Annotated in this window: 12 protein-coding genes and 1 pseudogene; 9 read left to right on the top strand and 4 right to left on the bottom strand. The window is 45.4% G+C overall.

Annotated elements, in window-relative coordinates:
- Nucleotides 1-135: 135 nt before the first annotated feature.
- Nucleotides 136-819, bottom strand: coding sequence for an HAD family hydrolase (locus tag ABDB98_RS06290; protein ID WP_438421666.1), 684 nt, complete (start codon nucleotides 817-819; stop codon nucleotides 136-138).
- A 17-nt stretch (nucleotides 820-836) separates the two neighbouring features.
- Nucleotides 837-1,598: a DeoR/GlpR family DNA-binding transcription regulator gene (locus ABDB98_RS06285; RefSeq protein WP_045925377.1), complete on the bottom strand. Its 762-nt coding sequence runs from the start codon at nucleotides 1,596-1,598 to the stop codon at nucleotides 837-839.
- Nucleotides 1,599-1,850: 252 nt separating this feature from the next.
- Here ABDB98_RS06285 and lacG point away from each other — a divergent pair, with 252 nt between their 5' ends.
- The 9 genes from lacG to ABDB98_RS06240 all read left to right on the top strand — a co-directional run bounded on the left by lacG (nucleotide 1,851) and on the right by ABDB98_RS06240 (nucleotide 12,441).
- Nucleotides 1,851-3,251, top strand: coding sequence for a 6-phospho-beta-galactosidase (gene lacG / locus ABDB98_RS06280; protein WP_438421664.1), 1,401 nt, complete (start codon nucleotides 1,851-1,853; stop codon nucleotides 3,249-3,251).
- A gap of 63 nt (nucleotides 3,252-3,314) precedes the next feature.
- Nucleotides 3,315-3,629 carry a PTS lactose/cellobiose transporter subunit IIA gene (locus ABDB98_RS06275; RefSeq protein ID WP_438421662.1) on the top strand — a complete coding sequence of 105 codons (315 nt, stop codon included), beginning with the start codon at nucleotides 3,315-3,317 and terminating at the stop codon, nucleotides 3,627-3,629.
- A gap of 11 nt (nucleotides 3,630-3,640) precedes the next feature.
- Nucleotides 3,641-5,347: a PTS lactose transporter subunit IIBC gene (locus ABDB98_RS06270; protein ID WP_438421661.1), complete on the top strand. Its 1,707-nt coding sequence runs from the start codon at nucleotides 3,641-3,643 to the stop codon at nucleotides 5,345-5,347.
- A gap of 15 nt (nucleotides 5,348-5,362) precedes the next feature.
- Nucleotides 5,363-6,532 (top strand): galactokinase, encoded by a 1,170-nt coding sequence (locus ABDB98_RS06265; RefSeq protein WP_438421659.1) that lies wholly within the window; start codon nucleotides 5,363-5,365, stop codon nucleotides 6,530-6,532.
- A gap of 3 nt (nucleotides 6,533-6,535) precedes the next feature.
- Nucleotides 6,536-7,528 (top strand): UDP-glucose 4-epimerase GalE, encoded by a 993-nt coding sequence (galE, locus tag ABDB98_RS06260; RefSeq protein ID WP_438421658.1) that lies wholly within the window; start codon nucleotides 6,536-6,538, stop codon nucleotides 7,526-7,528.
- A 1-nt stretch (nucleotide 7,529) separates the two neighbouring features.
- Nucleotides 7,530-9,029 carry a UDP-glucose--hexose-1-phosphate uridylyltransferase gene (gene galT, locus ABDB98_RS06255; RefSeq protein WP_438422120.1) on the top strand — a complete coding sequence of 500 codons (1,500 nt, stop codon included), beginning with the start codon at nucleotides 7,530-7,532 and terminating at the stop codon, nucleotides 9,027-9,029.
- A gap of 41 nt (nucleotides 9,030-9,070) precedes the next feature.
- Nucleotides 9,071-10,174: a glycoside hydrolase family 53 protein gene (locus ABDB98_RS06250; RefSeq protein ID WP_438421657.1), complete on the top strand. Its 1,104-nt coding sequence runs from the start codon at nucleotides 9,071-9,073 to the stop codon at nucleotides 10,172-10,174.
- 206 nt (nucleotides 10,175-10,380) lie between these two features.
- Nucleotides 10,381-10,854, top strand: a complete 474-nt coding sequence (locus ABDB98_RS06245) for a MarR family transcriptional regulator (RefSeq protein ID WP_082997858.1) — start codon at nucleotides 10,381-10,383, stop codon at nucleotides 10,852-10,854.
- A 174-nt stretch (nucleotides 10,855-11,028) separates the two neighbouring features.
- The gene (locus tag ABDB98_RS06240; protein WP_438421656.1) at nucleotides 11,029-12,441 is read left to right on the top strand and encodes an MDR family MFS transporter; all 1,413 of its coding nucleotides are present in this window, start codon (nucleotides 11,029-11,031) and stop codon (nucleotides 12,439-12,441) included.
- A gap of 99 nt (nucleotides 12,442-12,540) precedes the next feature.
- Here ABDB98_RS06240 and ABDB98_RS06235 read toward each other — a convergent pair.
- Both ABDB98_RS06235 and bla read right to left on the bottom strand, forming a co-directional pair.
- Nucleotides 12,541-12,727, bottom strand: a pseudogene (locus tag ABDB98_RS06235) (hypothetical protein).
- A 111-nt stretch (nucleotides 12,728-12,838) separates the two neighbouring features.
- Entirely contained in the window at nucleotides 12,839-13,759 is a 921-nt protein-coding gene (gene bla / locus ABDB98_RS06230) for a class A beta-lactamase (protein WP_438422119.1), read from the bottom strand.
- Between the last annotated feature and the right edge of the window lie 62 nt (nucleotides 13,760-13,821).

The following is a 13,821-nucleotide window of genomic DNA, read 5'->3' as shown; positions in this document are numbered from 1 at the left end:
AGAAAGGCCCCTGTCGGAAACTGATTCTGCACAGTCTCATCAGAAAAAGACACCGTCCGAACACAAAAACATCTTGTGTTACGAACGGTGTCCGCATCTGTAAGGCCATACCAACATGAAGAACCGGCTGATCCCTCAAACAGAATGTCCGGCAATCACCTCAAAAAACGAGGTGAAATCAGTCAGTATCCCGTCATCCGCCAGCTGTTTTTCTTCAAATAACGCGCGGTTTTTTCCGAACGGGTCAATGGCCATAATCTTGCCCGCACCTGCTTTTTTCGCCGCTGTGAGTCCGGAAAAGGCATCTTCAATGACTAGGCACTCTTCAGGTTTAAGGCCTAATTTTTCCGAGGCGATGATAAAAATATCCGGCGCCGGCTTTCCGGGGAAGCTTCCGTCATCAAACGTGACTTTGTCAAAATCAAACCACTTCCCCAAATGAAAAACGTCAAAGTAAAACTCGACATTTTCCTTTACCGTAGCCGTGGCGATGGTCATCGGCATTCCTGACTTTTTCAGATGATTTAAGACGTCGGTCAGCCCCTTCGTCAGCTTTAACTCAGCTTTGTTTTCAAGGCATAATTCTCTGTAGTAGGCTTCTTTTTCAAAAGACATCTTCTCGATTTCTTCATTTGTTAAATCGCCGGAAATAAAATGTGTCAGGATTTCACTGTTTGTTCTTCCGTGAATGTTAACGAAAATATCTTCATCGGAAATCGCTTTCGGAGAGTATTTTTTCACCATGTAAAACCACGCTTTTTCGTGGAGATGTGAATCTTGAAACATCGTGCCGTTGAAATCAAAAATAACCCCTTTCATCGAACCGCCTCCCCTTTTTATTTTTTTGCGATTTTGACATCCACATATTGCTCATAATGAATCTGAACATCTTTCATCACTTTATCATCCGTGATCAAATAATCCATATCGTGTAAGTTGTAGAACACGTAAAAATCTTCCCGGTTGAATTTTTTATTGTCCGCCAGCAAAAATTTCGTCCGCGAATTATTCAGCGCGATTTGATGGGCTTCTCCTTCTTCAATGCTGTAAGAAGAAATCTCATCATTATGTATGCCGTTTGCGCTGATGAAGGCTTTCGTAAAATTGAATTTCTGCAGGTTGCCGTTCACAATGGGCCCGACGAATGCACCGGTGTTTTTTCGGAAGTCGCCGCCGATCAGGATGGTATCCGCAGTGTCGCCATGCTTTAAAATATCAAACACGGGGTAGTTGTTGGTGATAATCCGGATTCTCTTATGCAGCAGGTGTTTCGCTAAAAGTTCAATTGTCGTGCCCGGTCCTAAAAAAACGGTATCGCCGTCATTTACATATGAAGCCGCGAGTTCCGCGATTTTCCCCTTCTCCTCCATTTGAACATCCAGTTTTTCATTATGCGATAATTCGTGGTCAATAGAATAAGAAATGCTCTGTGCGCCTCCGTGAATACGCACGATTTTTCCGGCCTTATCCAGCTCATCCAGATCTCTTCTTACCGTCATATCAGAAACTTCCAATTCATCGATAATATCACTCACCGTAATAAACCCCCGCGAGTTTACGATATCGATGATTTTTAAAAGGCGCTCTTTTTTTAACATGCTCAATCATCCCCTCAACTTTACACACAATCTAACACACCGCGGCACTCCGGTCAACAAAAACAAACATTAACAAACAACATTATCAACATATAAAACATTGAAAAACTTGTTTCATCCTTGTAAACACAGCTATTATTTCCTTATGAAGCTATTGACAACAAAAATGTATGCGTTTACTATTAAACAAAAGATAACATTTACAAACATTAACAAACTTCAATTCACACATTGGCGAAGGAGGATTCAGTAATGCTCAAATTACCTCATGACTTTATTTTCGGCGGGGCGACTGCGGCATACCAAGCGGAAGGCGCCACAAAAGAAGGCGGCAAAGGGCCTGTAGCCTGGGATGAATTTCTTGAAAAACAGGGAAGATTCAGCCCAGATCCGGCAAGTGATTTTTACCGGCAGTTTCCGGAAGATATCAAACTATGTGAGAAATTCGGAATAAACGGCATCCGCCTTTCTATAGCATGGACGAGAATTTTTCCTGACGGCACGGGCGAAATCAATCAGGAAGGCGTTGATTACTATCATCGTATTTTCTCAGAGTGCCAAAAACGCAGCGTCACCCCTTTTGTCACGCTTCATCATTTCGATACGCCGAAAAGATTATTTGATCAGGGAGATTTTCTCAACCGCGACGCAATAGATGCGTTCGTCAGGTATGCGGAGTTTTGCTTTAAAGAATTCAGCGAAATCCGATATTGGAGCACGTTTAACGAAATCTATCCCACAGCCACCAACCAGTATTTACTCGGCGTTTTTCCGCCATCTGTTAAAAGTGATATCACAAAAGTCATTCAATGCCTCCATCACATGATGGTGGCGCATGCGATGACCGTCAACCTCTTTAAAGAAGGCGGCTATCCGGGAGAAATCGGTGTCGTCCACTCACTGGAAACAAAATACCCCGCCAGTGACTCGGAAGAAGACCGCCATGCCTGCTTTCTCGATGACGCGTTATCAGTGAGATTCCTCCTGGATGCGACCTACCTCGGCTATTATTCTGAGGAAACCATGCGTGCTCTGGATGAAATCTGTGAGGCGAACGGCGCTTCATACGAGTTTTCAGACAGCGATTTTGACGTGATGAAAAGAGCGTCAACACGCAATGATTATCTCGGCATCAATCATTACCAATGCCATTTCGTCAAAGCGTACGACGGAGAGACCGTTATTCACCATAACGGAACGGGCGATAAAGGCACTTCGGTCTATAAAGTAAAAGGGATCGGCGAAAGAATTTACAAAGAAGGCCTGAAACGGACCGATTGGGACTGGCTCATTTATCCTGAAGGCATGTATGACATGCTGATGCGAATCAAACGGGACTATCCGCAATATAACAAAATGTACATTACCGAAAACGGCATGGGCTATAAAGATGAGTTTGAAGACGGCATCATTATGGATAAGGCAAGAATCGACTATTTAAAAGTATATTTAGAAGCCGTCAGCAAAGCGATTAGCGACGGGGTCAACGTAAAGGGATATTTCTTATGGTCCTTAATGGATTTATTTTCATGGACCAACGGCTACAACAAACGTTACGGTCTTTTTTACGTCGACTTCGACACCCAAAAACGGTATCCGAAAGAATCGGCCTACTGGTACAAACTTGTAAGTGAAACAAAAACAATCATTTAACGATCATACATGGTGAAAAGAATCTCTTTTCATCATGTATGCCGTCTTTAGGAGGGGTTTTTCATGACAAAGGAAGAATTGCAGATGCTCGGTTTTGAAATCGTCGCCTATGCCGGCGACGCCAGAAGCACTTTATTGACAGTCCTGAAAGAAGTCCGTGCCGGAAACTTCGAAAACACGGAAGCAGCATTAAAAAGCGCAGATGAAAATCTAACCCTCGCCCACAATGCGCAAACGAAAATGTTAGCTGAAGAAGCTGACGGCAAGGACATGGAATTAGGGTTTATTTTCGTTCACGGTCAGGACCATTTAATGACAACCCTTCTGCTTCGTGATCTTATTCAGGATTTTATAGAACTCTACCGAAGCCGCCGATAAGGAGTGGAAAAATGAACGGTATCATCAAGCAAATCGAAAAGGGAAAACCGTTTTTTGAAAAAATCTCAAGAAACATTTATTTAGGCGCGATCCGCGACGGCTTCTTAACGGCCATGCCTGTTATTTTATTCGCCAGCATTTTCATCCTCACCGCGGCTGTGCCGGAAGTGTTGGGTTTCACTTGGCCTAAAAGTGTTTCTGAATGGCTTTGGAAAGTTTATAACTATTCAATGGGCGCCCTCGGCCTGATTGTCGCGGCAACAACTGCGAAATGCCTGAGTGAATCAATGAACCGGAAAATGCCGAAAAACAAAGGGATCAATCCCGTTTCAGCGATGCTTGCTTCAGTCGTCGGATTTCTCATGTTAAGCGTCACTCAAATCGACGGCGGGTTCTCGACGGAATATCTCGGCACAAAAGGACTTTTAGCCGCTTTTGTATCCGCTTTCACAACAGTGAATGTATACAGATTCTGCGTTCTGAAAAATATTACGATTAAAATGCCGAAAGAAGTTCCGGGAACCATTTCACAAACATTTAAAGATGTTTTTCCGTTCGCCTTTTCCGTTTTGGCCATGGTGATCATTGATTTATTGATCAGGAATACGCTGAACGTATCGTTCGCTGAGGCTCTCTCCTCTCTCTTATCGCCGTTTTTTACCGCTGCAGACGGTTATCTAGGGATTTCTGTCATTTGGGGAATGATGGCGCTGTTCTGGTTTGTCGGCGTTCACGGGCCTTCTATTGTGGAGCCGGCCATCGCGGCTATTATTTACGCAAATGTGGAGGCGAACCTGCAGCTTCATAATGCCGGTGAGCAGGCGTCCAACGTGCTGACCGTCGGGCTCGGGAACTTTGTCGGCACTATGGGAGGAACCGGCGCAACCCTTGTTGTTCCGTTTATCTTTCTTCTTTTCGCGAAATCCAAGCAATTGAAAGCAGTCGGAAAAGCATCCGCGGTTCCGGTGTCTTTCGCAGTAAACGAACCTCTTCTCTTTGCTGCGCCGATCATTTTAAATCCATATTTCTTCATTCCGTTTGTTGTAACGCCGATAGTGAATGTCTGTCTGTTTAAATTTTTCGTTGACGTCATCGGAATGAACAGTTTTATGTATGTTCTTCCGTGGGCTGCCCCCGCTCCCGTCGGCCTGATTCTGGGGACCGGGATGGGGCTTTCGGCTTTTGTTCTCACAGCTGTGTTAATCATTGTCGATTTCCTGATATACCTGCCATTCTGTAAAGCTTACGACAATGTATTAGCGGCGAAGGAATCTCAACACACCGAATCTGAAACCGCGTTGCAAACATCCCGGGAGATACAGCCCGCAATGGCCGGCGCCTCAGAAGACGCGGCCTCCGTCATCAGCACAAATCTTCAGGAATCCTCATCCGCCTTGGAACACGGCACCAATGTGTTAGTGCTGTGCGCCGGAGCGGGAACGAGCGCCATGCTTGCGAACGCACTGACAGAAGGAGCCGAGGAATATAACGTGCCGATCACCGCCTCAGCAGGCGCCTACGGATCCCATTATGACATCATGAAAGACTTCGATATGATCATTTTGGCTCCGCAGGTCGGCTCTTATTATGATGACATTAAAGAAGATGCGGACCGCCTGCATGTGAAACTCATCGCAACGAAAGGAGCGGAATATATCAGCCTCACCAGAAATTCGCAAAAAGCCATTCAGTTCATACTGGAACATACCTCAAAATAAAATCGGAGGGTTATCATGGATGCCAAACATTTGAAATCAAGATTTAAAGACGTTTTCCAGAGAAGTAACGGGGAACTGTTTTTCGCACCCGGCCGGATCAACCTGATCGGGGAACATACGGATTATATAGGCGGCCACGTTCTTCCCTGCGCGATTACGATCGGAACATATGCCGTCTGCGCAAAACGCGGAGATCACCAAATCCGGTTATTCTCAGAAAACTTTCCGGACAGCGGCATTGTCTGCCTTGATCTCCACGATACAGCATACAAAAAAGAAGACGGCTGGACCAATTATCCAAAGGGAATGATCCGTTACCTTCTCGAAGCCGGCGGCCAAATAGACAGCGGAATGGATATTCTTTTTCACGGAACGATTCCAAACGGCGCCGGGTTAAGCTCCTCCGCTTCTATCGAAATGTTAACCGGCTCCATTTTAAGAGAGTTATTCAGTCTGAATGTTTCCGATACTGAACTGGCACTTATCGGAAAAAGAGTCGAAAATGAATTTATCGGCGTGAATTCAGGCATTATGGATCAATTCGCAGTGCAAAAAGGCAAAAAGGACATGGCCATTCTTTTAAACTGCGATAAGCTTGAGCACGAAATGATTCCGGCTGCTTTTAACGGATATAAAATCGTCATCATGAATACGAACAAACGCCGGGAGCTGGCAGCTTCAAAATATAATGAACGCCGCAGTGAATGTGATGAGGCTCTTTCAGAACTTCGGCAATATCGGAATATCGCATCACTTGCGGAATTAACGGCAGAAGAATTCAACAAACTCGAACACCTTCTCTCCCGTGAAACATTGCGCAAAAGAGCCCGTCACGGAATCAATGAAAACGAGCGGACCCTCTCAGCTGCGGAAGCTCTCAAATTGAATGATTTGAAAACGTTCGGGGAGCTGATGAACGCGTCCCACCGTTCATTACGCGATGATTATGAAGTGACCGGTGCCGAATTAGACGCGCTCGCTGAAGCAGCCTGGAAGGAAGGTGCGCTCGGGGCGCGGATGACGGGCGCGGGGTTCGGGGGCTGCGCCATAGCCATTGTGGAAAGCGGAGAAACCGCCGGCTTTATCCGGGCTGTTTCATCTCAATACCGCAGCAGGACGGGACTTGAAGCTTCTTTCTACATCGCGGATATAAGCGATGGCGCTGCTGAATGGAGGGAGAAATAAGCGATGGCCATTCTCGTTCTCGGCGGCGCAGGCTATATCGGTTCTCATGCGGTTGATCAACTAGTGGCCAAAGGGTATGAAACGATAACGGCGGATAACCTGCAGACCGGCCACCGGAAAGCTGTTCATGAAAAGGCAGTTTTTTACCATGGAGATATCCGTGACAAACCGTTTCTTCGCTCTGTTTTTGCGAAGGAGAACATAACAGGCGTTCTCCATTTTGCCGCTCAATCCCTTGTCGGCGAATCAATGAAAGACCCGCTTTCATACTTCAATCATAATGTGTACGGCACACAAATTACACTGGAGGTCATGCAGGAATTCGGGGTGAAACACATTGTGTTTTCTTCATCTGCCGCTGTATACGGCGAACCTGAAAAAGTGCCCATCACAGAAGACATGCCGGAAAAGCCGGAAAGCGCATACGGCGAATCAAAACGCATGGCAGAAAAAATGCTGAAGTGGTGCGATGCCGCCTGTGGCATAAAATATGTCTCCCTTCGATATTTTAACGTGGCCGGCGCGAAAACGGACGGTTCCATCGGAGAAGATCATCATCCGGAAACCCACCTTATCCCTATCCTTTTACAAACCGCGCTCGGTCAGCGGGACGAGGTTTTGATATTCGGCACTGACTATGATACTAAAGACGGCACGTGCATCCGCGATTATGTTCATGTTTCTGATTTAATCGATGCCCATATTCTCGCTCTGGAATATTTGCAGAACGGCGGAGACAGCGGCATTTTCAATTTAGGCTCAAGCAGCGGATTTTCCGTATTAGAAATGGTCAATGCAGCCCGGCAAGCAACCGGGAGAGGCATAAAAATAAGAGCGGCCGAAAGAAGACCCGGTGATCCGGGCACGCTCATCGCATCAAGCGATAAAGCGCGGAACATTCTCGGCTGGAATCCGAAACAAACGGACATAACGGAAATCGTTGTATCAGCATGGAATTGGCATCAGCATCATCCAAACGGATACAAAGACAAATGAAATGGAGGCGGCGGTCATTGAAGTTTTTGAATCAGTGGCAGGGTTTCTGAAAGAAAGCACTGTCTTAGGCGACATAAATGAAACAGATGTGATTTACACAAGAAACAGGCTTCTCGATCTGCTCGGACTGACGGATTATGCAGAACCAAAACAGATCAAGAAACAAAACAGGCTTCACTATTTGGACGAAATGGTGAAAGACGCGGTAAAACGGTCAATCATCAACGACACGCCGGCTGAAAAAGACATGCTGGAAAGCAGGATCATGAATGTAATCACACCGGCCCCTTCTCTGATCAATGCCACATTCAGCGAATTGTTATCAGATTGCCCGAAAAAAGCAACAGATTATTTTTACCGTCTGAGCCAAAGCAACGATTATATGAAGACGCGGGCCATCCGAAAAAATATCGTGTACCGCTCACCAACACCTTTTGGCGAATTGGAGATCACAATTAATTTATCAAAGCCGGAAAAAGACCCTAAAGACATCGCCGCGGTTAAAAACAGTCCGGAAAACCGTTATCCGAAATGTCTGCTCTGTATGGAAAACGAGGGATATGCCGGGACTTTACATCACCCTGCCCGTTCAAACCACCGCATCATCCGGCTTGACTTAGCGGGAGAACAATGGGGTTTTCAATACTCACCTTATGCGTATTACAGCGAGCATGCCATTTTCCTTTCAAGCGTGCACAAGCCGATGAACATCAGCCGAGGCAGCTTCAGAAGGCTTCTGGCCATTACGGAAATCTTCCCGCATTATTTCGCGGGATCAAACGCAGACTTGCCGATCGTAGGGGGATCCATTCTTTCACACGATCATTATCAAGGCGGCGCCCATGAATTTCCGATGGCAAAAGCGGACTCCCTTTATCCTTTTCGTATGCGTCATTTTCCAGACGTTCAGGCTTTTGTCGTGAAGTGGCCGGTATCAGTAATCCGCCTTCGCGCAAAAGATCCGGATTTGCTGACTGAGGCGGCTGCATATGTTTTTGAAAAGTGGCGGGAATATACAGACGAAACCGTCGGCGTCATTGCAAAGACGAATGAATCCCATAATACCGTCACTCCAATTGCCAGACGCAGGGGAACGGATTTTGAAATCGATCTCGCCCTCAGAAACAACCGCACCTCCGAAGAATATCCGGATGGCATTTTTCACCCGCATCAAGACGTTCATCATATCAAAAAAGAAAATATCGGTCTGATTGAAGTGATGGGGCTCGCCGTTTTGCCTCCCCGCCTGAAAGATGAGCTGACAGAAGTAAAAAAGTATTTGCTGAATAAACCTCATGACATCAAAGACATTCATCTTCCGTGGGCCGAAAACATCAAAGCGGATAAAGACGTGATACCGGAAAATGCAGCCGCTGTTTTACAAAGAGAAACCGCGAATGTATTTTTACGTGCGCTGACCGATGCAGGCGTATTTAAAATGACAGCCGAAGGCATTCAGGCGTTTCAGCGTTTCACGAAGGTGCTAGAGAATGGCAGCTGAGTGAACTCAATCAACAATCTTTTTTATCAGGAGGTATTGTGATGTTCAAAAAACATGTATTTGTAAACGTCATCTGTCTTTCTCTCATTTTCACCGCTTTTACATTCTTTGAGAAGTCTCCTAAAGCAAAAGCGGAGGCCTCGTTTGCCTATGGCGCTGATATAGGTTGGCTGAAACAAATGGAGGATGAAGGTGTGCGCTGGCTGGATGACGGCGGGAAACAGAAAGATGCCTTGCAGATTCTTAAAGATCACGGAATAAATGCCGTGAGACTGAGAGTGTTTGTGAATCCGCCAAGCAGCTATTATTGGCTGAAAGACGGCACAACATGGACCATGCTCGGCTATAGTGACAAAGCGGGCGTACTTGCTGCGGCCAAAAGGGCAAAAGCGTTAGGAATGAAGGTAATGGTTGATTTCCATTACAGTGATGTGTTCGCCGATCCCGGCCATCAGATTAAGCCGAACCAATGGACCGGCTATTCAAACAGCCAGCTGCAGGCAGCGGTGTATAACCATACGTACGACGTCATGAAAGAACTTAAAAATCACGGCATCTCCCCTGATTGGGTGCAAGTAGGAAACGAAATGAATTCAGGAATTTTACTGCCCGACGGCAGCACGAACGATTTCAGCAAATTGACCGCCTTATTGAACAAAGGCTATGACGCCGTGAAATCCGTCAGCCCGGCCACCAAGGTAATCAGCCATTTGGCACACGGCACGGACAACAGCCTATTCAGATGGTGGTTTGATCAATTCTTTAAAAACGGAGGGAAAACCGACATCATCGGCGTTTCGTTCTACCCCTATTGGGAGGGTAAGCCGTACTGGGAGCTCACCGGCCAATTATCCTCCAATTTAAATGAGATCGCCTCCCGCTACAACAAGGAAGTCATGGTGGTTGAATTGGGCGGAGATGAAAATAATCCGAAAGATTCCTACTGGACCATAAAAGACACCATAAAACTGGTGAAATCGGTTCCGAACGGTAAAGGAACCGGCGTATTTTACTGGGAGCCCGAGGCTCACTCCAGCGTTCTGTCAGACGCGTATCCATTAGGCGCAACCGCAAAAGTGTCTAAAAACGTCTTGAAATATACAACCGCAATCGACGCTTTTTATGACGCCGCAACAGGAAAATGATTGATTCGATTCTAAGCAGGCTCATTGCGCAGCCTGCTTTTTTATAAGATGTTATGAAAAAGAGCAAGTAACGAATCCGGAAAGAAAAATACCCGAAAAACCACGTTTCGGTTAACTCTCAGTTCTAATAAGAACTTTACGATTGTTGAAAAAGAAACAAAAATTTTATAATATTGTGTAAGCACCACCGAGCAGGAGGACGGGCCATGGACAAAAAAGAACAGCTCCTCACGAATTTCAGGGACTTTTTTAACAAGATGGTGTGGCTGAATAGGCTGAAGATGGAAGAAAGCCTTAAGGGGCATAAACCTTCTGAAGTGCATTGCATCGAATTCATCGAAAAAATTGAAGACGCCAATGTGACTAAACTCGCGGAGTCCCTTTATATGACAAGAGGCGCCATCAGTAAATTAACGAAGAAGCTTATCAATAAAGGCCTTATCGAAAGCTATCAGAAGCCGCTTAACAAGAAAGAAATCTATTTCAGGCTTACCGAGCAAGGAAAAGTCATTTATAAAATTCACGAGGAATTGCACAAAGAGTTTCAAGAACGGGACAAAATCGTGTTTGAACAAGTAACTGATGAACAATTTGACACGATGCTGAACTTCGTGGAAACATACAGCAGGCATTTGGATTCAGAAATAAAGAAACTTGGTGCAGACATGAAATCGGAATAAATATGAATAAAACCACCGGCAGCCCTGCTCCATGAAAACGGGCTGCTTTTTATATCTCTCTTATTGTTGACAAAGAAACAAAAACACTCTATTATTTTGTTGACAAGGAAACAAAGACACTCTATTATTTTGTTGACAAGGAAACAAAGACAGCGATTTTGAGAGGAGAATAATATGTCAACACATAAAAGCAAGGAACTTCGTCTGCCAAAAGAAGTTCTCACAGCTGCCTGGGCTATTGCACTGGGAGCAATCGCTCCCATGCTTGACTCTACGATGGTAAACATCGCCATCGGCAAACTGACTGAAGACTTCCACACGACATTGGATACCATTCAGTGGTCCGTTACAGGCTATATGTTAGCCCTTGCGATTGCAGTACCCGTATCCGGCTGGCTTATGAACAAATATAACGGCAAGAAAATCTTCATCGGCTCAGTCATCGCCTTTGGTGTCATTTCTGTTTTTGCGGGAATGAGCCGTGACGTTTCCAGCTTCATCTTCTTCCGTTTGCTTCAAGGATTCAGCGCCGGCATTATCACTCCGCTTATGTCAACACTCTTGGTTAAAACGGCAGGTCAGGAAAACCTGGGAAAAGTGATGGCAATCGTCAGCACCCCTATGATCTTCGGCCCGATCTTAGGACCTGTCATCGGAGGCTTCATCGTCCAAGGTGCTTCATGGCATTGGATTTTTTACATCAACGTGTTCATCGTTTTGATTGCTGCACCGCTTATGATGAAAACCATTCCGGACTTTGAACCATTCAACAAAGATCGTAAACTCGATATTTTCGGGATTATCAATTTGTCATTAATGAGCGCGGCATTGATGTACGGTATTACGAAAGCGGCGGCTCATGCATCATTTAACAATAGCGACACGATCTTTTGGGTGGTCATCGGTCTTGTTTCAGCAGCGATTTACCTCGTATATAATCGGATCAGAAAAAATCAAACCGTGCTGCCGATGAATTTGTTTGCTCACAAGAGCTTCTTAGCATCAGCGATCGGGTTGTTCTTAGCGAATGTTGCCATCATGGGGCCGATGTTAATACTTCCGCTGTTTTTTCAAAACTTCCGTCATTTCACGGCAGTCGAAGCAGCACTCGCTTTAATCCCTCAAGGAGTCGGAATGCTCGTGACTCGTCCGCTGACCGGAAAAATGATTGATAAGATTGGTGCGAAATACGTGGTTATGGTCAGTCTTGTTCTGTCGCTGATCGGATCTGTCCCGCTTATTTTTATCACCGATAACACAAGTATGATTTGGATTTCCGTCATATTGTTTATCCGCGGCACCAGTTTTGGAGGAATTATGCTTCCATTGATGAGTGACGCTTATACCGGCCTTGACAGCAAACAGCTTCCGGAAGCAGGTGTCGGTATTCATATGATTGAAAACCTCGGTTCCAGCTTTGGGTCAGCTGTGATCGCAACCGTTACCGCAACTGTCATACAAGGATTGCAGCCGACGATTTCGAACAGTTTAAAAGGCTACCATGCCGGATTCTTAGTATCCGTCATCATCCTTGCCGCCATCTTCATTCCAAGTCTGTTCCTTACCCATAAAAAGACTGCAGTATAAAGAACTTTTTAAAGTAAAAAACCCTTGCGCAGCAAGGGTTTTAGTGAATGAAACTGATGATTGTTGCTGGAAGAGCCGGCCAACAACAGACAAAGCCTTTTACTCACTCACATTGCTTTTCATTAACCATTCTACTTCCGTTAATTTTTGTTTTTGAACGTCTTTTGTATGCTTTTTCGCGAAATGGACTTTAACAGCTTCTTCGTTTTCCCAAATCTCCCAAAGCGTGTATTTCATTAAGGTCTCTGTCGCTGATGATGTTTAAGCATGCCGTTATGTAATGCATCGCAATTCCCCCTCTTCCCATCATTTTATGGCTTTCATTATCACATTTATCGAAAAAAATACCGCGTTCTCAACATATAAAAAACCGTCCATAAAAAATGAACGGCAATGGTTATTTAAGGCCATCAAGGGCGGCTTTTGCAGCCTCCGAGATAAGAGCATTATTATAATTGGCATCTTCCGTAAACCGGTTTGACAGGATTGCCAAAACAATTGGAGCTCTGTCAGGCGGCCAAACGATCGCAATGTCGTTTCGTGTGCCGTAGCTTCCGGCTCCGGATTTATCGCCGACTTCCCATCCTGCAGGAGCGCCTGCCCGAATCAGTTCGTCGCCGGTAACGTTGCCCCGCATCCAATCTGTTAAAATCGTGCGCTTGTCAGCCGTGAGAGTATTACCCAAAGCGAAAGTCTTAAGGTCAGTTGCCAGTGCTTTTGCGGTGCTTGTGTCACGACGATCCCCGGGAATCGCCGAGTTTAAATCCGTCTCGAATCGATCAGCTTTCGTTACATGATCCCCGATCTGTTTCAGTGATTTTTCGAAACCTTTAGGACTGCCAAGCTGCTGGAGCAATAGGTTCCCGGCGGTATTATCGCTGTAACGGACAGCGGCTTCGGAGATTTCTTTCAGGCTCATGCCTGTATCCAGATGTTTTTCTGTGATTGGAGAATATGTAACAAGATCATCTTTGGTGTAGCGGATGATGTCATTAAGTTTTTCATTTGAGCTTGTCTTCAGAACAGCAGCCGCGGCCAGAACTTTATAGGTTGATGCGTAAGCAAACCGTTCATTCGGCCGGTAGGTGATTGTCTTGTTTGACCCCGTATCAATCGCATAAACCCCGAGCCTGGCATCAAATTTTTTCTCAAGCTGAACAAATTTTTTGTTCGTTGTACAGCTTGTCATTTTTGTGTCTTCTATGGATTTCGCTTCAGCATGCGTTGAGCCGAATAAAGGGCTGAAACCGGTAAAGCTTAAACATAAAAGCCCAATGCATATTCCAACTTGTATTCTCGCTTTATTTTTCACATCCAGACCTCCTCATTATAATGATTTTGTATACTCCTTCTAATAAACATCACAAACAGGAAAACAGT

Source organism: Bacillus siamensis, from assembly GCF_051628075.1.
In the GTDB taxonomy this organism is placed as follows: Bacteria; Bacillota; Bacilli; order Bacillales; family Bacillaceae; genus Bacillus; species Bacillus siamensis.
The sequence above is the reverse complement of the archived record's forward strand: the minus strand, read 5'-3'. Positions and strand labels throughout refer to the sequence as shown.